Below are 22,139 nucleotides of genomic sequence, written 5' to 3' on the forward strand. Positions count from 1 at the left end.
GCGGAATTAGCAATCGAAAAAATAGATATTTAAAAACCCCGGAAGCCTTTCAGGTGGGCGTTCCGGGGTTGGTTAGAAGTCTCATCTTGGCAAGATGGCTTAACCGGAACGCCTCGCGCACCAGAAAAAGTAAAAGCCATAAAACCAAGATTGCAGAGTTAGCATTTGCGAAAATCCACCGTGAGAACTTCTAGAACAAAAGAGAATCAGAACAAAAGAGAATCAACAATTTTAGGGAATTAAAAAACCGTAGATGCCAGCACCTACGGTTCACTCAGTCTCTTAATGCAAATCTGCTAAGACTGGCGAACCGGGTTATACCAAAAGTAAAAGCTTTGAGTGAACATAACCATTTTGCTGACTGGGTGATTACTGTATGTTGACTACTTCAGACCTTAACAAAGAAATTCCGGATTCGTCAAGCGTTACTTTTGATGCCCTAGAGTTTATCGATCCAGATTTTGACCGTCTAGGGCTTGTTGACCGACTCGATGATAGACTTCTTGCACTTGGGCGGCGTAGTCCCGATCGGTCAGCACGGGCTTAGACCCGGTCAGATCGATCGACTGCTCTAACTCAATCCACGATCGACAGCCGCCATAGGTGTCCTGGTAGGGAATCATCACAGGTTCATTTAAGCGAAACACCCGTAATAGCAGCACGTAGAGTGGCGATCGCGGCTTCCAGCGAAATCGTTCCACCGCAAATAAATCATTCCAAATATGTAGCGGGAGCAAGGCATCTAACGCAGCTTGTTCCGTCACTTCAATGACATCGGTAATGTGAGCCCAGGAACTGATGGGGATCACGGCTGGGTGCCATCCGGAAGCAACGAGTTCCACTTTGCCACGGTAGGGGGGCTTGAGCAATTCGGTTCGTTGATGCTCATGGGTGGGATACAGGAGCACCCGATCGCAGGCAACGGTAAATCGTCCCCCCACTTCTCGAATGCCTCCTTTCCGTAACAGCACGATGGTTTCCCCAGCCTCCAAAGCTGAGATTGCCACTGACCATTCTTTGAGGGCTGTGTCTTGCTGATTTCCCATGGACATTCCTAGGATTGATTCAGTTTTAAGTTGGTAAAAAACTCTATACAAGCCATGATCATCGGGTAGAGGACGCCCATCAGGCCAAGCCAACCGCTCGCTTGTCCTAACCATCCCATCAAAGTTTTTGCACTACCAGGTGCTTGTTCATTGTTGAGCGCCATCCAGCGGGAACTCATGGCAATAATCAACGAGCCAGCTAATCCCAAAGGAATACTGAGGGTAAACCAAGTTTTCAGCTTTGGGCCTGGATTAATCACGCCGAGGGCCGGAAAAATCAGCAATCCCACCAGTTCCGCTACGACCCAGAGGGAGAGCGCTGTGATCAAATCTCGGCGCTGGACATTATCAAAGGAAAATCGATTCATAGAAGGATCTCAAATCTTCAAGTTTTTTCAAGACTTGCCCGATGCGCAGTCACTCTAGTTTATCTACCATGGAGTAAACGATCGAAGCATCGATCGGGCGACTTGACTTAGAAAATTTTGATTTGGTAAGCCTTCATGACGACCCATGATTTGTTTATGCTGATTCTCATGCTGATGCCGGGGCTGTTTCTTTCTGCGGCAATTATGGCTGCATTTGCGGCAGGGGGCTAAACTTAATTGGATCCACTGAGATTGATGTATTACTAGCTTCTTGTCTTTTACAGACCCAAGGATACAAGCGCTGTCATTCTTTTATTTCAAGCGCTAATGTTCTAAGTGGTGAATATTGCTTCATAGAAATCTTTTGGGTAATCTGGTCTAGAGAAAATTTTTAGGCTAGATTACCAGCGGATGAGACATGAAAAAAATATTGAAACGAGTTCTTTTGGCAGTTATTTTAATTCCACTCTTAATTGGTGGTGGATGTACCATCTTGGTAATGACAGGGTTGTTCTCAGGCATATCGCAATCTATTCAGGAAAATGAACCCTGGGTTTTTGCAATCAAATCAGTTAAACGAGAGGGGCGACTTCTCAAAGATCCCTATGGCAATCAGAAAGAAGCTGCGGGAACATGGGTCATTATTCATGTAGAAGTAAAAAACCAATCTAACGAAAGACAGTCTGCCAAAGATATCTATTTTTTAGAGGGAATTTCTACTAAGCTCATTGATTCATCAGGGAAAGAGCATGATTACGATAGCGAGCTCTCCTATCTAAGACCTAAAACTTTTGATGAAAAGCCATTTAATCCAGGTGAAGGCAGACTAGTGAAAGCTGTCTTTGATTTGCCAGCAACAGTTCAACCTAGACAAATTGAATTTATGTTGGGATTAGAATCCAAAATAATTGAAATTACAAATTGACATTTTAGTCAATGGGATCAGCTTGCCAAACCAATTTCCTGGAGGCGTTGCTGTAGGTATGCTTTAGCCGTGGTGGGTGGAAACTTTGCTTTGCCCCCAGTTGCAGCAATACAACCGAGCAACGGAGTCAGATCCACTTCGGGGCGGGGATGCACAAAAAATGGCATAGAAAATCGAGCTGTTTGCGCATTGGCAGGATTGCTAACTCGATGGGTGGTACTGCGGAGCCGCCCATTGGTTAGCCATTGCAACATATCCCCACTGTCTACAATGATTTGCCCTGGGCAAGCTGCGATCGCGAGCCAGGAACCGTCCCGCTGCTGAATCTCCAAACCCGCCGCTGTCGCCTCACAGAGCAAGGTGATTAAGTTAATATCCTCGTGGGGAGCCGATCGGACACTGGCAGAATCCCGATCGGCGGGAATGGGGGGATAGTGAATGATCCGTAGAATCGTGTCACCGTCCACGATCATCTCGCGTAGTAAATTACGCGGCTCGCCTAGATAAAGGGCACAGGCTTCCAACAATTGCGCTGCACAATGCTCTAACTGCTCGTATAACTGCTGCATGGTGCCGTGAAACGTGGGGATCTCTTGGGGCCGGGGATTGATTAACCGATCATCCCGACCCACATGCCAAAATTCCTTCAAATCTGGCGCAGCATGATTCTTGGCATGTTCCTGGCCAAATCGGGTAAAGCCCCGTTGGCCTTTAAGCGATCGATCCTCATAGGTCAACTTAATGTCTTCTGGCAAGGCAAAAAATGCCTGCGCTGCTTGATAGGCGGATTGCACTAAGGTGTGATCGATCCCATGGTTGACGAGGGCAAAAAAGCCAATTTCTTCCAGCGCTTTGCCCATCGTCTCCACAAACCGTTGCTGCTGCGCTGAGCTTTCTACCAGAAAGTCCTGTAAATCAACGACTGGAATCGTTTGCTCAGCGCTTGTTAGATGATTGGTGCGACGATCGTTGCGGGAATCCAACGACAGGTTTGGATCGGTCATCTCGACTCCTTTTGGGCAGGTGTTCCCACTCCGGGATAATGTAACAACATGTTAAGATTTGAGTAATTAAAGCAAATCACTTTCTCTTGAGGACAGATCCATGATGACCTATCTCCTAACCAACCCTGCGGTACGCGGTGGCGAATTGTATCTCTGGTTATTCAATGGTGTCTATGCGATCGGTGCCTTGGCAGCGGGTGTGCTGGGTGTGATTGCTTGGTATAACTCTAAGCGTCCTGTCGGCTGGGAAGATCGTGATCGGCCAAGTTTTATCCCAGAAATTACCTTGGAATCCTCTCCCTCCGACGCTCCCGCTGCGAAAGAATCTTAGTGAGTAGAAGCGTCTTATCGGAAGAAGTTGTCGGCACCGAAGGGAATTCTTGGAATCAGCCTGGGCTCCCAAGGTCAGTGAAGATAAAACGCTCTAAGAATGAGTAAAAAAGGCGCAGGAATTTCTGCGCCTTTTTTAGTGTCGGGTGTTTTGCAACGGGGATGTTCTGAAAGCAATCCAGTGCCCATCTACTGAGTGCTTATCCATTTAGCGCCCATCCACCACCGCAACCCAGCGAGAATAAACCTTGCGAACCATATCTAACACACTATTGCGAGAACAAGTGCCCTCCTCACAATGGAGTTCGATCGTTTGTAACTGAGTGAGCAATTTGGCTTCTTCGTTAGCAACGGTGCCATCGCTGTAAATCAAAGCACTAATCGCTTCAATCAAACGGTGGCAATCTTCAGCGGTGGGATCTTTGCCAAGATATTGCCAAATCCAGTCATAGCACTCTTGGGCAGAGACCGATCGCAACTCGTGCAGGAGAGGATAAATTTCTTTATCCTGTTCTAGCCCCTGCTCGCGGGCGACTCGCATCAGGTATTCCCGTTCTTCAATCTGAATGACGCCATCCAGCCACGCTGCTCCGATGAGGATTTTCATCAGCGTTTTCGTATCGGTTTTGGTCATCATAGACGAGGCCCTCATTCACCTTTTCTTTCTAGCGCCCTTTGTCCTGACTCTCGCGAACTTTTAACCTTTCTTAAGTCTCACGCTTCCAAAGTCGCACTTTTTGCATCAGGTTTTCCCTGATCTGCGGTTCCCCAGTCCATCAAATCTCGCCCTTGCGTAATCTCACCATAAAAAAGCCATCCATATCCTGTTCATGGGGCAGGACTTTAATCCAACCTGCTGGAGAAACTAAGCGGGAAGCTACATTTCCTGAGGGGGGGAGGTCAATCTGCCACGATCGATGGTTAGCCAAGAAGGTTTCGACCACTTGCTCATTTTCCTGGGGATGCAAGGTGCAGGTGGAATAGACCAAAATTCCCCCTGGTTTCACCCAGGTGGCGGCCTGGGTCAGAATTTCCTGTTGCAGTTGCGCGAGCTGCTGAACGGATTCAGGGGTTTGTCGCCAGCGGGCATCGGCGTGGCGGTGTAGGGTTCCCAACCCGGAGCAGGGCGCATCGACCAGGACGCGATCGCATTGATTCGTAAATTGGGTGAGCGATCGGGCATCGCCTTCCACAATCTTGATGCTATGCAAATCGAGTCGTTCGAGGTTCTGTTGCAGTTTCTTTAACCGTGAAGCGGTGCGATCGCAGGCGTAAACGGTGCCGCGATCGTGCATTAATTCCGCCAGATGCAAGGTTTTGCCACCGGGCGCGGCACAGGCGTCCACAATCACCTCTCCCGGTTGTGGATCAACGAGGTAACTCACCAACTGTGCACTGGCATCTTGAACAATCCATCCGCCTTCTGAGAATCCTGGTAAGTCCTTGATAGCTCCCGATCGTGAGGATAACCGCAGACATTGGGGGACAGGATGTACTCGATGGGTGTGAACGCCCACGGCGGCCATGGCCGTGGCGAGGGTGGTTAGGGATGTTTTTAAAGTATTTACCCTGAGGTCTAGATGGGGAGGGCGATTCATCCATTCACAGAGTTTCTGGGTGGCCTCTAGGCCCCATTGATCCAGATAGATCTGGATAATCCAATCGGGGTAGCTATAGCGAATGCCTAAACTAGTGGGATCTTGACCCAGATCTGGAAGGAGTACGGCGATCGGATCAGCGGGATTGGTCTGGATGAGGCGATAGGCTGCCCGCAGCAAAGCATTCACAAATCCCGCCAAGCCCGCAAAGCGCTGGGATTTCGCCAGTTCAACTGTGGTGTGAATGGTTGCAGAAACGGGGATTTGTTGGAGAAATAAAAGTTGATAGAGACCCAACTGGAGAAGCAGCCGCAAATCTAGCGGTTGTTGGGTGGAAGATTTTTTAGCGAGCCGATCGATGATGGCATCTAAGGTGCGCTGTCGCCGCACAATGCCATAGACCAATTCGGTAAAAAGGCGTCGATCGCGGTCGTCCAGTGCGTTTCGGCTGAGACAACGATCGATCGCAAAATCAGCATAGGCGCTTTGTTGATGAATTTGTTTCAGCGCCAGTAGCGCTAACTGACGAGCATTAAAAATCACAGAATTATCTAGGGGAGACGATGGCAGAGTTAAGTCAGGGGTTTAGAGAGTTGAATGGAAAAATTAAATAGAACAACCGCAGGAGCTGCACCCAGCCTGGGGAAAGACTGCCACTGAATGGACGATCGGGCCCCCAATGATGGCCAAATCCTGCAAAGATTTGGATTCAAACGTAGGTATGAGCAGTCTTGGTTCAAACGTCTATTAAGAAAGTCTATCTTCAAGGCGTAATTTGGGGGATCGGGCTTGAGTTTAGCTTACCCTAGTTGATTGGGGGTTGACCAGTTGCTGACTCACTCTGACTCCAATGGCTCACCACGGGATATTCAACCATGCCGATGCTCTTACTTGAAGGGATGTTTTCTATCCTCAATGCGGCTCCTGATGGTGATTCTATTCGCTTTATTCCCTACAATCCCACCCTCTGGAAACAGGTGCGAGGTCGTGTTCGTCCCAACCGTATGGGGGGGGTGCAACTCCGGCTAGATGCGATCGATAGCTTGGAAACCCATTTTTCAGTGCCTGGGGTCGGGCGACGACTCCACCAACCAGAACATTGGGGCAATGCCGCAGCCGATCGCCTCCTGGCATTCCTAGGGTTTGACCTCCACACCATCCACCGCAGCCCGGATCAAACCATCCAAGCGGCTGAGCCTGCCATGGTACCTGGCTATATTCTGACGCAGTTCGCCGATCGCAATGGTCGCGCGATCGCCTTTGCCTTTGCTGGACGATCGCCCCAGCCCAGTGGAGCCTGGGTGCACGTGGAGGCAGATTGGCTCACCAGCAGTGCTAACAACTCTCTGTTAGCCGCTGGACTGGCCTATCCTACCCTCTACTCCAAGCTCTATCGAGATTTGCGAGAGGTATTGATTCTGACGGCGAAACGGGCGCGACTACACCAAATGGGGCTATGGGCAGAGGATGTGACCTGTCAGGGCTTTCAGCTAGAGAGTTTATATACCCTGACCCATGAAGCTGTGATTTTACCCAAATTATTTCGCCGATTGGTCAGTTATTTGCTGACGGAAAACAGTGCCATGGGATTGGCGGGGGTTCAGGATTATCTCAAGGCCATTGACGATCGGGTGGTGATGCATCCCACGGGAGAACATACGAGTCTCGATCGTCTCCTCGCAGTGAAGAACAACTGGATGCGGTTAACGGTTCAACCGGAAGATCTAGTATTTATCGAAAAATAGATAGGATGTTCTGGTGGCTGCAACTATGCGACGGTATAGAAATGTTCCTGCTGCCATTGTTTCATGCTGTGTTTAAACTGGAGCAGCCGAGTTTCTAATGCTTGGATGAGATGATCGAACGGAGCAGTCGGATTATTCTTAGCTTGAATTTCGATTTCCGTTGCAATCACGGACAGGGCCGTCACCCCTGTGCAGGCACAACTACTCTTAATGTAGTGGGCATGTTGCACAATCTCAGTTTGTTGCTGTTTGTGAATTGCTTCTTTCAATTCCTCCAGTTTGGCGGGTAATAGGGAAAGAACCTCTTGGAGAAATTCAGCAATCATGGTCTCGTTACCCTGGGTCACATCTTCTAAGTACACTAAATCAACCAGTTCTTCAAGCTTTGGAATGGCGGGCAAGGGGGGATCATTGGCAGTGCTTAAGGTTGAGCCGATCGCTGCACTCCCGATCGAGGCCGATTTTGCCGCTGCTCGTTGGGCAATCACCTCGCTCCATTCATGAATTTTACGGGCCAGTTCTTCTTTGCGGACGGGCTTGCTGAGATAGTCATCCATGCCTACTTCCATCACCTTCGCGCGATCTTCAGGCATGGCGTTGGCTGTGAGGGCAATAATGGTAACGGCTTGACCCGACTCTCCCATGGCTCGGATTGTTTGCGTTGCCGTATAGCCATCCATAATTGGCATCTGGCAATCCATCAAAATAATGTCATAGTGAATTTTTTGGAAGAGTTCTACTGCCTCTTGCCCGTTACCTGCAACATCCGCAGCTTGCCCAAAGGACTTAAGTTGGTTCAAGGCTACTTTTTGATTAATTGGGCTGTCTTCAACTAAGAGAACTTTCAGTTTGGGCTGTGTTGCATCGAAGGTTGGCTGGTTGGTAGTGATCGATACTGGAGAGGTCATAGTGGGATGCTCCGGGGATTGATTGAGGGCAGCCATTAAGCAATCCAATAGGCGAGATTGCTTAACGGGTTTAACGAGATAAAAGGGAAGTCCTAACTGCTTCAGGGTTTTGATTTCATGTTGTTGAGCTAGGCTCGTTTGGACAACGATCGCGGTTTGGGCGAGTTCTGGAAATTTTGCTAATTGCTGACTGAGGGTTTTGGGGCTGAGACCATCCAACTGAAGATCGATGATCGCAACATCATAGGGTTGTTGCTGTTGGGCGCGTTGCCGTAACTGTTGTAACCCAGTGCTCCAGCAATCCACTTCTTCCACGACCAAGCCCCACTGGGTGGTTTGTTGCTGCACAACCGCACGATTGGTAGGATTGCTATCAATAATCAGAAGTTTGGCCGAGGGGAATTCGGTGATAGCAGAAGGCTGGGCCGATCCGCTGCCTTGCGGCATTTGCAACGGAACCCGTAACCAAAATCGAGAGCCTTTGCCAACTTCGCTGTTGACGCCTAGGGTTCCTCCCATCCGCTCTGCGATTTGCTTACAGATTGCGAGTCCTAACCCGGTGCCGCCGTAGCGACGGGTAATGGAAGCGTCCACTTGGGAAAAGGGTTCAAACAGTTTGGCTTGGGCTTCTTCCGGAATACCAATGCCGGTATCGGTAACCGAGACTTCGATCGTGACACAGTCTGGGGTTGCTGTGGCGACGTTAGCCAAGATGACAACTTCTCCCTGGGCGGTAAACTTAATGGCATTCCCTACTAAATTGGTCAGTACTTGCCGGAGGCGGCTCACGTCGCCCAGAACTCGTTTGGGAAGACGGGGACTAATTAAAGTTGCTAAATTCAGTCCTTTTTTCGCAGCGGTATTGGCCAGCAGATCCGCAACTTCTTCAATACAAGTGATTGGGTCAAACTCCAACACTTCTAGTTGCATCTCGTTGGCTTCCAGTTTGGAAAAATCGAGAATATCGTTGAGGAGAGACAGCAAGTTTTCGCCACTGGTACGAATGGTTTCTACAAAATCCCGCTGTTGAATATCGAGCTGTGTGTCTAGTAAGAGGCCCGTCATCCCAATAACAGCATTCATGGGTGTGCGGATTTCATGGCTCATGGTTGCGAGAAATGAGCTTTTAACCTGGGTTGCTTCTTCGGCTAGTTTACGGGCAATCTCAGCCGATCGTTGTGCTTGTTCTAGGGCATGGTTTTGTTCTTTTAATGCCTGTTGTTGTTCAATCGCGCGATCGAGTAAGTCAGATTGTGCGATCGCAACTCCGACTTGGTTGGATAATTGCTGTAAAAATTCAACTTCTGCTGGTTTCCAATAACGATTTTCTGAGCACTGGTGTGCAACTAAAAGACCCCAGAGCCTTTGATTCGTCAGGATGGGAACCACGAGGCAAGCTTTGACTTGAAAAGCCTTTAAAACCTCACGATGGCAGTCAGACACTTCTGCGGTTTCAAGATCATTAATGGCTTGAATGCGTCCATCTTGGTAAAGCTGCCAATTCCCAGTTTGGAACCATAAATCTTGAATGTAGATTCCCAGCAGTGACTTCCATTCAGGATTGACTGCTTCAACCACAATCTTGCCATCCCATGTCGGATGAAACTGATAGACAATGACTCGATCGGCCTGCAAAAATTCCCGAACTTCGGCAGCGGTGGTATTGAGAATTTCTGGTAAATCCAGGGATTGACGAATATTGAGCGTAATGTCTGCTAGTAACTTATCCCGTTGCGCTTGATGTTTGATTTTTTCTTCAGCCTGCTTTTGCTCTGTGATATCGATCCCCGTTGCAATTACATAATCTATTTCATTACTAGTATTTTTTAAAACGGTAGTTGACCAAGAAACCCACCGTCGTTGTTTCTCTTTAGTCAATACCTGATAGATCTCGTAGGTTGCATCCAGTTCCCCACTAACTAACTGAGAAAATTCAGACACGATGACTTCAGCTTCTTCAGGAACAATAAAAAATTCCCCAAAGGTATGACCACAAACTTCTTCAGCTAAATAGTGAGTCACTCGCTCACATTCCCGATTGAATTTAATAATCCGCCCGTGGGGATCTAATACCATCACTAATGCCCCTGCTGTATTCAGGATGGTATTAATGAAATCTCGCTCCTGTTCTAAAGTATTTTCGGTATTGTGTCGTTTAAAAATTTCACAATAAACCCAATAGAAGCCTAATAAGAGTAGGAGAAATGTGATGCCCAGACTGGCTAAAGCCCACACCAAGACCTCGTGAGATTGATCATACTCCCGTTCAATCCATGTTTGGAGATCCTTCGCCTCTTTTCGCTCGAGCGTGTTAATTGTCTCAAGGAGTAATTTGTATTGATGACGAAAGCGGTTGTCCGAAAGGTAACGAGTTGCAGCCACTGATCCGTAGAACTGTCGAATGGCAACCATGGTCTGAGTTGCAACCATCTCTTGACTAAAAAACTGCTGGAGTTTGTTGAGTTCTTGCTGGTGAGATGGGTACTGCTCATCTAGAAAACGCTGGCGCAGAGTGGATAGTCGATCAACAATTTGCGCGATCGTCTCGTCAACGGCTTTCTGATCGGCTGCATTCCCCGATAGGGCATAGCGATAGCGATCCATTTCCAATTTTTGGATGTCTAGAAGAATGGCATCCACTTGGTCGGAAATCACATATTGCTTCATCAAAGCGTGGGTCCGATCGACCGAGTTGCGAGTCTCACTGTAGATCAATGCACTCATGCAACTGAAGCTAATCACTGCAAATCCTAGACAAGCTGAAAATCGTCGCCAAAACCTAGGCCGTTTAGGGATCCCTGAGTTTTGTTCGATTTCGCCCGCCGTAACCGCTGTTGTATCAACAGTGACGATCGAACCAGATTGAATTTTCCGGGGAGATAAAGACGACATCGTTGATCCTTTTGCCTGAAGGGGGCACAGTCAGTGGGAGCATGGTAGGCGACCAGACTTCATCCTCGCTTTAGGCTAATCGTTGCCTTCTAACGAATACTTCAGGAAGACTTCTGATTTAGCAATCTGACGAGCGCATTAATTTCCGTAAATTCTCGGCTATTTTGTTGAAATATGAAAAAATAGCTCAGCATTTCTGCGAGAAACTACTATAAAGACGTGAAAAATCAGGGGAGAATTCCAGTGATTTCTCGTGACTCCGGCAGCTGTGGAGCACTTGAAACAGTTGTTTAAAATGACTGTTCAGTTTATCGAAATGGCTTACTTGTCTGTACCTCTTTCTCCGATTCAAGTGTAATCATGATTGCATTGGCTGTCACAATCTTCAGTGAATTTACTTATGCTACTTTAAAATAGGATTTTGATATTTAGGGTTTTGATCTTTAAGGGTGAGGCAAGTGCAAATTATAGTTCAAGGCTATGGGGTTGTGGGCTCTTGAAATGATTGTGCTTTTGAAAAGTGAACTCTTGGTGAATCTGCCATCGCTGACCATCATGCTGTAGCAAAGTTAGGCGATCGGCCATGAAGGTGAACTGCTCCATTTCCTGGTTGTCAATTCTGAGGGCTTGAGTCTGAAACTTTGGCCAAGCTCGCTGAAAATTAGCTGGGGTCAAGTCCCGAAAGGCCACCGTCATATGGGGGACAAAGGGGCGGCTAGTGGCCTGTGGGTGAACCAGGTCATAATGCAATGCGAGATAGGCCAATAGATCAGAATGCACATTCAACAGTTCGATCGTCCGTTGAACATTGATATAAATTACCCGGGGTGGAAATGCCCCAAATCCAGACAAGGTAACTGGTAAAGGGGCGCGATCGTGGGCAAACTCCATTAACTTTGCGGTGAGCTGGGCCATATCTGTGGCACACCAGTCAAACGGAGGATAAAGCGTGATGTGGGGGGGCGATGAAAATGCTTTTTTACTAGCGTATTCTTCCCAAAACTGTTGTTTGATCGTATTGGCGTAGTCCTGAACTCCAGGGGGTGGAAGCAAGGCAAGAAACAATCGTAAATTTTGATGCTGTAGATTTTGATGCCGTAGATTGTCTTGCATACACTTACGCAAACTCACTTCACAGCAAATTTACAGGAGTCACAAAATTCATCTTGGACTCCGGAACAGGTCTATCCTAAGCTAAAGCTAGAGCTTCCTGGAAAATACTTAAACAACCGTCTAGGTTAATCTTTCCGTCCCATTGAATTCATCATATTCCAAGTTTAAGGAAGGACACGAATGGCTTGGTTTGTCAAAATTGAAGAAGGAATTGTTGATAAACAAACTTTTGATCAGTATGTGCCTGCCCATAAAGCCTTTGTTGAGGATTTAATTGCTCAAGGTCATCATGCCCGCACGGGGTATTGGGCACAGCGAGGCGGTGGAATGATGGTGTTTGAAGCGGAATCTATGGAACAGGCGAAAGCCATTGTGGAGCAGGATCCGCTGATTATGAATGGATGTGTGAACTACAAGCTTTACGAATGGAAGGTGGTTGTGGAGTGAGCTTGTTCAGAGCAGACTGAACCCGTGCAGAAATCTCTAAAAAAAGAGACCCGGAGACTACGCCTGTTCCAAGCATCCCGTATTGCTGCTACCTTCCGGTCCTGACAAGATTTGGGCGTTGAAACCGCATAGATCCGAGTCGTTTTCTACAATAGCATGTTGCGCGGGGAATCCGTCAATTTTTCTCGGGGCGTGATCGGACAGCGTTCCCGACCCCATCTCCTACAGTTGCGATCCCAGCTAGTCAAGGGCGTGTAACGACGACTGAGGAAGTGGGGAGATCCGCTCTGATTCAGCCCTAGGCATCTTCGGAATTTGAATCCTATGCTTGAAGTATGCAAGCAGGTGGCGGACTGCCATCCTAGCAATGATTGAGAGGCAATATAGGAGAAAAGGCTATGGGCTTGGGCGACTTGGTACAAAAAGCGGTTTATCTGGGCATTGGTGTGGCTTCCTATGCTGGAGAAAAAGCAGGGGAAAAATTAGGGGAACTGCGAGGACAGTTTCAGACATTGGCCGATGAAATGGTGGAACGGGGGGAAATGACGACTGAAGAAGCCAAACGCTTTGTCGATGACATGATTCAAAAAGCCCAGGTGCAGTCAGGTTCAACGGCTTCTAGCCCGACAACAGAACCCCGAAAAATTGAAATTCTGGACGAAGAAGAAACCCCCAGTTCACCGGAGGCTTCTACAGCGGCGACAACTTCACCCCCGATCGATCAAGTGGCTGAAATGCGTCGTCAAGTCTCGGAACTCCAAGAGGAACTGCGGCGATTGCAGCGGAACAATTAGCCCAAGATTCTGTGCTGTTTGAACGATCGATCTTAGGGATCTTGAGGAGGGGGGGTTTTGGCATAGTTTTGAAACCAGCCTCTCCGCCAAAATAGAGTTAACAGAACCGTTGCAATGATGCCCATGGCTACTAGGCAGACAAAGTAGCCATAGCGGGTCTTCAGTTCTGGTATGTTTTCAAAGTTCATCCCGTAGACCCCTGCAATAAACGTCAGGGGGATGAAGATGCTAGACATCACCGTGAGGAACTTCATGATCTCATTCATGCGGTTGCCCACCGAGGAAAGATACACATCCATCAGGCTGGAAGCTACTTCGCGGTAGGTTTCCACAATATCAAGGACCTGCACCGCGTGGTCATAGCAATCCCGAAGGTAAATGCGGACTTCTTCGCTGATTAATTCATTGCCATCTCGAATTAGAGCGCTAATGGCATCCCGTTGCGGCCAGATCGCCCGTCGTAACGTAATGAGTTCGCGTTTAATTTTGTGGATTTTTTCCAGGGTTTTTGGAGTTGGGTTGGCCACCACTTCATCCTCCAGCAACTCCAGCTTTTCCCCATAGACTTCTAAAACAGGAAAAAAGCCGTCAATGATGGCATCTAATAAAGCATAGGTCAGATAGTCTGCCCCTTGTCGCCGGATTAATCCCTTGGCAAGGCGGATACGATCGCGCACCGGGTTAAAGCAGTCGTAGTCGGGTTCTTCCTGGACGGTCAGAAGATAATGGGGGCCTAGGATCAAACTCACCTGCTCAGTAAAAAATCCACTAGTGTGGTTGGCTTGTAAGATGACCATGCGCGCAATGATGAGCAATTGATCCTCGTATTCCTCAATCTTGGGCCGTTGGGGCACATTGACAATATCTTCCAAGGCGAGGGGATGCAGTTCAAACACTTGCCCCAGGCGCTGGATAACAGCTTCATCGCCCAAGCCTTTCAGGTCAACCCAGGACACGGATTCTGAGTCCAAATGGATCAGGAGATCTTCGGGATGCTGAACCTGCAATTGTTCATAATGCTGGTTCCCATAGTCAATTAAGACCATTTCGGGGGGATGGGCGTCTTCTAGGATCCGGAGTGTTCCGGGCATACTGCCGGGAACGTCTCGGGCATAGTCCATCACGGTCTGATTTCTCCTCCGTTGGAGCCGCTGGTTGAGGGAGGAAATAATGGGCCGATCGCGAAATCGAAGGCGAGGGGGAGTTGCCATAGAATCCTGTATCAGGGTGTCGCGTCAAGAATCAATAAATTTGCAATCAAGCTGATATTACGTCTGCTCGAATCATCTGGAACCTCCAATAGAGTACTGGTTAAAAAGTCGTTCCGTACCCATCATCCGGTAAACTGCTTTAACAGTGCTTTCAGGATACGGTGCTTTCAGGATTAGAGTGCTTCAGGGATAATCTATGGGGATGGATGGAGACGTGAAGGCCACGGGGTTAATCAGTAAAGTATTAGCACCAGCAATGCGGCTTTGGCTTCGGTCTCAGCTGGAGCAGATTGAGCAACTGGACTTACAAATTCTGGCGGGCGATCGCCAAATTCTCTCCGGCCAAATTCCCCAAGTTCTGCTTTCAGCCCAGTCGGCGGTTTATCAAGGCATTCACCTCAGTCAGGTCAATTTAGTGGGTCAAGCGATCCAGGTGAATCTGGGTCAAGTGATGCGGGGGAAAGCCTTGCAGCTTCTAGCACCAGTGCCGATCGATGTGGTTTTATCGCTGACAGAAGCTGATTTAAATGCTTCGTTAAATGCGCCGCTGTTAGCTCCGGCGATCGGGGACTTTCTGAAACTCCTGTTTGCCTCTGGGATTGCCGAGGTAGATAATGCCAGCCCCGAACTGAAAATTGAGAACCTCCAAGCTAAGTTGGCCGAATCCTGGTTAACCCTCAGTGGGCAACTTCTGGGCAGCAGTCAAGTAACCCCGATCGCCCTGCGCACCGGACTAACTCTAACCATGCCGAACCAGATCCAACTGACGCAACCCCAATGGTTACCCCACCCCACTGCAAAACGGGGGCTACCTTTAGAGGATTTGGAGGGATACAGCTTTGATCTGGGGGAAGGAACTGAGATCGAACAATTGGCGCTGCTGGACGATCGAATTCATCTCCAGGGTCGTTTGCAAGTTTCTCCTTAAGAAATTGTAAATCTGTGATTCTAAATATCAAGAAATATCACGAATCAAGAATTATTTTATTGCACTCCATGAAGACTTTTGAGAAATTGGAAATTCACCTCAAAAAGTAGCGCTATATTACTGAAGTATAGTCAAAAGAAACTTAATATTCCCGTGGGAATATTTTTCGCACAGTCTGTTTTGATGCATGGAAGGAAAAAGTAATTCTAATGTTTCCCAATTCGTACAGTAGGCGTTAATCCTAATCGTATTAACCCTTTTGTCCCATACAGGTGTTAACATCTGTAGCGAATTTAGATACTGAATACTGTCACATCTACAATTCCCGCTAGGGGTTTAACTGATTGCTTGGATTAAATTAATTAAAGTCGAATTGCACTAACGAAAGCATGAGCCAGTGGCTAGACCCCCTGAAAACTCGTGCTCAGTTCTGCCAACTTTGACTTTATATTAGTGACATTCGATGCAAGCCATCTCAATGAAAGCCATCCAACGAAAGTTATCTCAATGAAAGTCATCTCAATGAAAGTCATCTCAATGAAAGTCATCTCAATGAAAGTCATTGTACTCAGGTAAGTTGTTCTAGATACTGCCTGAATCCTGACTTCTGATGGATGGCTTGGCAAAGAAATTAAGATCAAATTCCTCAATTAATTGAGTTCCTTAATGATTTGATTCATCTTTGATTGCGCTCAATTTGCGGGGCAATCTTTTGATCAATTTGATCAAATTGTTATTAAATCTGCTGATTAATCTGTTACTTCAGTGAGGCGGTGAGAAGCGCTATGCAGCCAGGACAGTCATCCGAGAAAAATGGCAACCCAGCGGAACCATTGGTTAATTTATCTGCATCTGCTCGGTTGTCTCCCGTTGTTGAGTCGTTAGCCGATCAATCAGAAAGAAACCCTAGCTTAATCAATACGCGCGATCGCATTGCAATTTTTATTGATGGCGCGAGTTTGTTTTATGCAGCGATGCAGTTACAAATAGAAATTGATTACATTCGCCTACTAGCCTTTTTAACCCATGGACGACGGTTACTCCGGGCCTACTTCTACACAGGGAGCGATCGACATAATGAAAAACAACAAGGGTTTCTGTTGTGGATGCGGCGCAATGGGTATCGGGTCGTAACCAAAGAATTAGTTCAATTGCCCGATGGTTCCCGCAAGGCTAACCTGGATGTGGAAATGGCGATCGATATGCTAATGCTGGCGGATCATTGTGACACGATGGTTTTGGTGACGGGGGATGGTGACTTAGCTTATGTGGTCAATGCCGTTACCTATCGAGGTGTAACCGTTGAAGTGGTTAGTCTACGTTCTATGACGAGTGATGCGTTGATTAACGTGGCAGATCAATTTACTGACTTAGCAGTGATTCAGCAATATATTCAGAAACAGGACAGCTAGAACAATCCAAACCCCTCTAGAAAACTGAGGTCGAAAAATTTTAACTCGAAAAACGTTCGGCAAGGTCAGGCTCGGGATTGGTCGATCGCACCTAGGGCAATAAATGTCGCAATCTGAGCCTCTGTTAAACCTTGCACGCCAGTAATCACTGTGTTTTCGTAGGGCCGACAAACCCGTAAGACTAAGGGCGATCGCCGACTGGACTGGGTCAATAAATCCTCCACCGTCCACACGGTACAAGTGCTATTATCAGCCCCGATCGCGAGAAATTCTCCCTGCTCACTAAAGACTAAATTGCTGTGATAGCTCGTTGGCGTGGACCAAGTGGCTCGGCAATCCAGAGTTTGTAAATCCCATAATTTAACAGTTCCGTTTTGGCTGGCGCTGGCTAACAGGGGAAGTGTGGGATGCAACGCTAAAGCAACTGCTCCAGGATGGGGTAACACAGTACAGGTGGGCTGGGGGGGCTGTAAATCCCAAATTTGCACCTGAGCTTGGGAGCCTGCTCCGATGAGATAGCGTCCCTCCTGGGAAAACAGTAGGGCGGTGATGCGGTGGCCAACCTTCGATCGGTTTGTTACGCTGGCAGGATCTAATACCTGTAAGCAGGTTGCAGTCTCAATGTCCCAGAGGCGAATGGTGTGATCCCAACTGCTACTGGCAATTTGGCGACCATTGGGGGAAAAGATTGCCACTTGGATAGGGCCAAGATGACCCATCAGAATTTTCTGGCAGCTACCCGTTGCTACGTTCCACAGCCGTAGGGTTTGGTCGCCGGAAGCGCTGACTAACCATTGGCCATCGGGACTAAAGTCCACATATCGCACCCATGCCTCATGTCCCCGTAAAGTGCGGCGCAGTTGTCCCGTACGGCCATCACAGAGGGGAATGGTTCCATCTAAGTTGCCGCTAGCAATGAGGGTGCGATCGGGGTTTAAAGCAGCTTGTAAAGAGGATTGTGTCGGCAGAGGAAATTGTTGAATCGGCTCAGATTGGGTCAAATTCCACCGTCGAAAAATTTGATCGGTGCTGAAAGTTAGTAATTCTGCGCCATCAAAAATCACAGGTGTCATGGCATTGTGATACCCCTGAAAGCTATGCAAGCGTCGATGGGTTTGGCCATGCCACAGGCGCACGCTACGATCGTCCCCCCCACTGGCAATCAAACCTTGGGCACTGGCCGCCACAGACCAAATCCTGGCTTGATGACCGTAGAACGTTTTTTCGCACTGTCCTGTTTGAAGATTCCAGAGTTTAACCGTGCGATCGTCGCTACTACTGATGAGTTTGCCATCGTAGGTAACAGCCATTCCCCAAATGCGATCGTCATGGCCAATTAAATATTGAATAGGTTCTGAAGGGGTTGATTCTAGCGATTGTGATTCTAGCGGTTGTAATTGTGGCTGTGATTCGAGTGGCTGTGATTCGAGTGACTGTGATTCGAGTGGCTGTGATTCTAGCAATTCTGTCTCTTGAGTCGATCGAGCTTCAGGGGCCAAAGCAGTTTGAGAGGAATTCATTCTGGGTATTGCGTTTAATGCAAAGATCCGAATATCTCCACTTTCCCCTGCAACCGCAACTGCCTCAACTCCTAAAATTGCACTGGGTAATACCACAATTTTGTAAATGGGCTCATCGAGGACAAGCTGACCACAACAGATCTGGCTATCTAAATCCCACAAACGCACAGTCTGATCCAGACTACCACTGAGCAAGTACTGTCCTTCCAATGCAAAGGCGATCGTGCGGACAATGCCTCCATGGCCAGTCAGTTGACCGAGTTTTTCGCCGGATTTGAGGTTAACTAGCCCAATGGTTTGATCGGCGCTGCAACTTGCGAGCCATGGTCTGGAGGGATGAAACAGAATTTCACTGACGCCTGCGGTGTGATGGCTAAATAGTTGCTGCTGATATTGGCTGTAGGCTGGCTGGCTAGAACGGGATGGATGACTCAGGGGACTAGCAGAATAGCTCAGATGACTAGGATGATTCGGGTTCTTCAGATGACCCAAGTTTAATGGACGGGGGACAGCTGCTTGCTGTAAATCCTGCCAATCCCAAACGGTAATCGTGCCATCTAAGCTACAACAGGCGATCGATCGTCCATCGGAGCTAAAGACTACGGTAAAGATCCAATAGGGATGGGCCTGCCACGCAGCTAAGGGCTGCCGGGTGGAAATATCCCAGACAATCACCCAACCATTATCATCGCTCTGAGCGAGCATTTTGCCATCGGGACTAAATGCTACAGATAGTATGTTGCTAAACGTTTGAATCAACGCTGAGTGAGAAAGATCGGAATGGGAAAGGTTAACACCATGTAAAGCCATTAAACACAGATCAACCTGCCAAAGAATTAAGTTAGACAAATCTTGTTCAAACAGATTGCCCTGTAGGTAGCCCAGCAAATTCACTAAACTCCCCCCGCAATAGCCAACTTTTGGGACGGGTTGACCTTGTAATTGCGGTAATAGCCGCAAAATTTGAGTCGATAGTGGCTCTGAAGTGGGGAGATGGGACTGTAAGCGATCGGCGATCGGTTCGAGGATTAACTTAATTTGAGCTTCTCGGACAAATTCTGGAGCCGTCGCCATCAACCAAGGAAAATGGCGTAATTCCCAGGGCAAGTTAAATTCAGCCTCAGGATGGGATTGATTTAACCAAGTGATTAGCCCATGACTCACCCGATCGAGGAAGCGGCGGAGGGCGTACTCCATGACGGCTGGCTGCAAGGTGTAACCCTTCATTGAAGTTTCGAGCAGCGATCGGCGGTTTAAACTATCCAGTGTTTCTAAAAGTTTTGCCTTTGCCTCTGGAGATAACAATAAGGTTTTGAGGCGATCCAGGGGAATGGGTTCTCGAACGATCGTCAACCAATACAAAATTTCCTGCTCGTTGAAGGAGAGGCGATCGAAATGCCGTGCCAGCAGGTCTTGAATATCACTAAATAGCCAAGAGCCTTGGTTTAATAACTCAACAAAGGTGGCCACATCCCGATCGAGCAAATCACGAATCGCCGCTGCCACAATCTTTAAGGCCAAGGGATTCCCCGCGTAGTGGGCCACAATTTCGGAGTAATTTCCTGGGGAAATTTCCTCTGTTAAATTGGCAACGGACGCGAGAATTTGGCCCCCTGCATCATTGGATAAGCCTGCGAGGGGTAATAATTTCACCTTTTCGCCCGCCAATCGTGGTAATTCTCGGGGGGGTTCTCGACTGGTTAACACCAAACAGCTTTGGTGCCGTTCTTCGCCCACGCGCCGTAGCAACTCTCCGTAAACCTCATAACCTGTATGGTAAGCACCGATTCCCGGCCCCTCCGACAGCAGCGATTCCGCATTATCTAAAATAATTAAACATCGCCGATCTTTTAAAAGTTGCAGAAATTGATTCAGAAATTGATTTAAACGGGTTTCTTCTGCTTCACCAACTCCCTGTAAAATGTCATTCAAAATATCCGATAGGGTGGGTGCATTGCGCAACGATCGCCAAACAATAACATCAAATTGGTCTTGGACTGTTTCTGCTAATCGAACGGCGATCGTGGTTTTACCCATCCCGCCCATTCCTAAGATGGCGATCAATTTACAACGATCTTCTACCCAGGTTTGTAGGGTTTGCAAATCGCTCTCTCGACCCAGAAAACTCGTAATCTCGGGAGCCTCGCCCCAATCAATTTGTGGGATGTGGGAAGGAGAAGCTGTTTGTGGGGCTAAAGAATTGATCAAACTATCAAAACCGCTGGCATTGATGACACCTTCCGCGATGCTCAGCCAATCTTCGATGCCTACAGCTTGACAAATTTGAATAAAGTTATCTCGGCTAATCCGTTCTCCGCGCCAAAACTGTTTTAGCGTGGCGACTGAGGTTAATGCGGACTGCGCCCAAACGATCGATTGTCGATTCCACCCTCGTCGCTTTCGAGCCTGATCGACCTTTTGCAGGCCAGATGCTGATGCATTGAGAGAACCTTCCACCGTGTTTAAAACCAACTCCTTGCCAATATCCTTATCTCCCCTTCAATGTATAGCAGTCCGCAATCATTTGTAAATTTTCAGTGCATCCAATCTATAAAATAATCTGAATGAAACTCTAAAATCCATAATAAATTTCCAAAAGATAAATTTATCAAAATAGAGCTTCAGAATCGATGCAAATCGTTGAGATTGATAAACTTGGATTGATGTGTTGAATTGATATACTAACAATGTACTAGTATCTTTTAATCCATAGTTTAATATCGAATAGATTTAGGAGATAGAAAATCTCGTAACAATAAATAACAGATATAACTCTTAGAACTTCTACTGCTAGGAATCGTTGTATCGGTCAGTTAGGCAAAAGGCTCTATTAAATCCTCTTCATCCTGTCTAGTGTAAAAAAGATTCACTAGGGACAATGCTGAGGCTAGGCTGATAGCGAATACTAGAGATCATATATTGAGGAGAGAAGAATTAATACAACATTCGTAATCCCTGGGCTAACCCTTGGCAGATTTGCGTCATAAACTGCAAATCTAATGTTTCAATGCGATCGCTGGGCAAGTGGTAATGGGGGTTACGCATAAAGGCCGTATCCGTCACCATAATCGCACGATAATGATTATCCCAAAAGGGTGCATGGTCGCTGGCTCGTGTAGCTTGGATGATTTTTCCGTTCCATCCCGCAGGTAACCATTGTGTTGGTACACCCGCCGCTTTCAGCGCTCGTTTTAGCCATAACATATCGAATAAGGTTGGAATATTGCCGATTAAGCCGACAAAATTTCCACGATCGGGATAGAACTTCTGTAGCGGAGCAGGGTACTGTTGGGTTCCCCGTTCCTGGCGACAATATCCCAGCATTTCCAAGGACAGCATTAATCGAACTGTCTGATGTTGGTGAAACAATGCGTTGGCATACTCCCGACTGCCCACCAATCCATACTCCTCTACATCAAAGGCAATCAGTTGAATTGGATAACGAGCCGGATTTTCAGCAAAAAATCGCGCTAGTTCCAGCAGCACAGCTACTCCACTGGCATTGTCATCAGCACCCGGCGATCCGGGAACACCATCATAATGGGCTCCAATCAAAATTGGAGGGCGGTCATACTTTCCCGATCGATCGGGCAACTTCAAAATCAAATTCCTGTGCTGACGCACGTTGAACGTGAATTCATGGATTTCCACCTCGCCCCACTGCGCTAAGTGCGATCGTACATATTGCTGCACATAGCCCTCTTCAGTCACTCTAAGCAGAGGAATTTAGAATAGAGAGAGTAGAGTTTAGAGAGCCTAGCAACTGATGTCCGCCTCCAGAGAAGCTCGACCAACGATTCGCTTTGTCGATGAGTATTGCCAACTCTATGGAGATTTGTTTTCAGATGTCCGCAGCTTTGAAGCGTTTAAGTTCTTGCATCTGGGGTTGATTAGCGAA

The 22,139-nt window shown here is 47.6% G+C and carries 17 protein-coding genes, 1 other RNA gene and 1 pseudogene; 8 read left to right on the forward strand and 11 right to left on the reverse strand.

The window, feature by feature from the left end; genetic code table 11:
* Positions 1-446 precede the first annotated feature (446 nt).
* Together ACN4EG_RS05995 and ACN4EG_RS06000 are read right to left on the reverse strand one after the other, a co-directional pair.
* Positions 447-1,046 carry a DUF1802 family protein gene (locus tag ACN4EG_RS05995; RefSeq protein ID WP_431628368.1) on the reverse strand — a complete coding sequence of 200 codons (600 nt, stop codon included), beginning with the start codon at positions 1,044-1,046 and terminating at the stop codon, positions 447-449.
* A gap of 8 nt (positions 1,047-1,054) precedes the next feature.
* Positions 1,055-1,414 carry a hypothetical protein gene (locus ACN4EG_RS06000; protein WP_431628370.1) on the reverse strand — a complete coding sequence of 120 codons (360 nt, stop codon included), beginning with the start codon at positions 1,412-1,414 and terminating at the stop codon, positions 1,055-1,057.
* Between the two features lie 418 nt (positions 1,415-1,832).
* Between ACN4EG_RS06000 and ACN4EG_RS06005 the strand changes: the two genes are divergently transcribed.
* Entirely contained in the window at positions 1,833-2,339 is a 507-nt protein-coding gene (locus ACN4EG_RS06005; RefSeq protein WP_431628371.1) for a DUF4352 domain-containing protein, read from the forward strand.
* A gap of 17 nt (positions 2,340-2,356) precedes the next feature.
* On the opposite strand, the gene ACN4EG_RS06010 is transcribed toward ACN4EG_RS06005, so the two are convergent.
* Positions 2,357-3,343, reverse strand: a complete 987-nt coding sequence (locus ACN4EG_RS06010; protein WP_431628372.1) for an isopenicillin N synthase family dioxygenase — start codon at positions 3,341-3,343, stop codon at positions 2,357-2,359.
* Between the two features lie 100 nt (positions 3,344-3,443).
* Between ACN4EG_RS06010 and psb35 the strand changes: the two genes are divergently transcribed.
* Positions 3,444-3,674, forward strand: coding sequence for a photosystem II assembly protein Psb35 (gene psb35, locus ACN4EG_RS06015; protein WP_431628373.1), 231 nt, complete (start codon positions 3,444-3,446; stop codon positions 3,672-3,674).
* A gap of 207 nt (positions 3,675-3,881) precedes the next feature.
* On the opposite strand, the gene ACN4EG_RS06020 is transcribed toward psb35, so the two are convergent.
* Together ACN4EG_RS06020 and ACN4EG_RS06025 are read right to left on the reverse strand one after the other, a co-directional pair.
* A complete protein-coding gene (locus ACN4EG_RS06020; RefSeq protein ID WP_431628374.1) occupies positions 3,882-4,310 on the reverse strand; it encodes a tellurite resistance TerB family protein in 429 nt (142 codons plus the stop codon).
* Positions 4,311-4,449: 139 nt separating this feature from the next.
* Positions 4,450-5,814, reverse strand: a complete 1,365-nt coding sequence (locus tag ACN4EG_RS06025) for a 16S rRNA (cytosine(967)-C(5))-methyltransferase (protein WP_431628375.1) — start codon at positions 5,812-5,814, stop codon at positions 4,450-4,452.
* A gap of 332 nt (positions 5,815-6,146) precedes the next feature.
* Here ACN4EG_RS06025 and ACN4EG_RS06030 point away from each other — a divergent pair, with 332 nt between their 5' ends.
* Positions 6,147-7,016 (forward strand): hypothetical protein, encoded by an 870-nt coding sequence (locus ACN4EG_RS06030; RefSeq protein WP_431628376.1) that lies wholly within the window; start codon positions 6,147-6,149, stop codon positions 7,014-7,016.
* A 23-nt stretch (positions 7,017-7,039) separates the two neighbouring features.
* Here ACN4EG_RS06030 and ACN4EG_RS06035 read toward each other — a convergent pair whose 3' ends face one another.
* Both ACN4EG_RS06035 and ACN4EG_RS06040 read right to left on the reverse strand, forming a co-directional pair.
* Complete coding sequence (locus ACN4EG_RS06035) at positions 7,040-10,816, reverse strand: response regulator (RefSeq protein ID WP_431628377.1); 3,777 nt, start codon at positions 10,814-10,816, stop codon at positions 7,040-7,042.
* Between the two features lie 465 nt (positions 10,817-11,281).
* A complete protein-coding gene (locus tag ACN4EG_RS06040) occupies positions 11,282-11,929 on the reverse strand; it encodes a 2'-5' RNA ligase family protein (RefSeq protein ID WP_431628378.1) in 648 nt (215 codons plus the stop codon).
* 180 nt (positions 11,930-12,109) lie between these two features.
* Between ACN4EG_RS06040 and ACN4EG_RS06045 the strand changes: the two genes are divergently transcribed.
* A complete protein-coding gene (locus ACN4EG_RS06045; RefSeq protein WP_431628380.1) occupies positions 12,110-12,376 on the forward strand; it encodes a YciI family protein in 267 nt (88 codons plus the stop codon).
* Positions 12,377-12,420: 44 nt separating this feature from the next.
* Here the strand turns inward: ACN4EG_RS06045 and ffs are convergent.
* Positions 12,421-12,517: signal recognition particle sRNA small type (gene ffs, locus ACN4EG_RS06050), an RNA gene on the reverse strand.
* Positions 12,518-12,774: 257 nt separating this feature from the next.
* Between ffs and ACN4EG_RS06055 the strand changes: the two genes are divergently transcribed.
* Entirely contained in the window at positions 12,775-13,170 is a 396-nt protein-coding gene (locus ACN4EG_RS06055) for a phasin family protein (RefSeq protein ID WP_431628381.1), read from the forward strand.
* 32 nt (positions 13,171-13,202) lie between these two features.
* Here ACN4EG_RS06055 and corA read toward each other — a convergent pair whose 3' ends face one another.
* On the reverse strand, positions 13,203-14,381 hold the full coding sequence (gene corA / locus ACN4EG_RS06060) for a magnesium/cobalt transporter CorA (RefSeq protein WP_431628382.1): 1,179 nt from the start codon (positions 14,379-14,381) through the stop codon (positions 13,203-13,205).
* Positions 14,382-14,577: 196 nt separating this feature from the next.
* On the opposite strand from corA, the gene ACN4EG_RS06065 reads away from it, so the two are divergent.
* On the forward strand, positions 14,578-15,309 hold the full coding sequence (locus tag ACN4EG_RS06065; protein WP_431628383.1) for an LmeA family phospholipid-binding protein: 732 nt from the start codon (positions 14,578-14,580) through the stop codon (positions 15,307-15,309).
* A 785-nt stretch (positions 15,310-16,094) separates the two neighbouring features.
* A complete protein-coding gene (locus ACN4EG_RS06070; protein ID WP_431628384.1) occupies positions 16,095-16,721 on the forward strand; it encodes a LabA-like NYN domain-containing protein in 627 nt (208 codons plus the stop codon).
* Between the two features lie 65 nt (positions 16,722-16,786).
* On the opposite strand, the gene ACN4EG_RS06075 is transcribed toward ACN4EG_RS06070, so the two are convergent.
* Both ACN4EG_RS06075 and ACN4EG_RS06080 read right to left on the reverse strand, forming a co-directional pair.
* Positions 16,787-20,698, reverse strand: coding sequence for a WD40 repeat domain-containing protein (locus ACN4EG_RS06075; protein ID WP_431628385.1), 3,912 nt, complete (start codon positions 20,696-20,698; stop codon positions 16,787-16,789).
* A gap of 477 nt (positions 20,699-21,175) precedes the next feature.
* Complete coding sequence (locus ACN4EG_RS06080) at positions 21,176-21,934, reverse strand: M28 family peptidase (protein ID WP_431628386.1); 759 nt, start codon at positions 21,932-21,934, stop codon at positions 21,176-21,178.
* 73 nt (positions 21,935-22,007) lie between these two features.
* On the opposite strand from ACN4EG_RS06080, the pseudogene ACN4EG_RS06085 reads away from it, so the two are divergent.
* A pseudogene (locus ACN4EG_RS06085) lies at positions 22,008-22,139 on the forward strand (IS701 family transposase); the annotation flags it as partial.

This window comes from Alkalinema pantanalense CENA528, assembly GCF_050753345.1.
GTDB classification, from domain to species: domain Bacteria; phylum Cyanobacteriota; class Cyanobacteriia; order Leptolyngbyales; family Leptolyngbyaceae; genus Alkalinema; species Alkalinema pantanalense.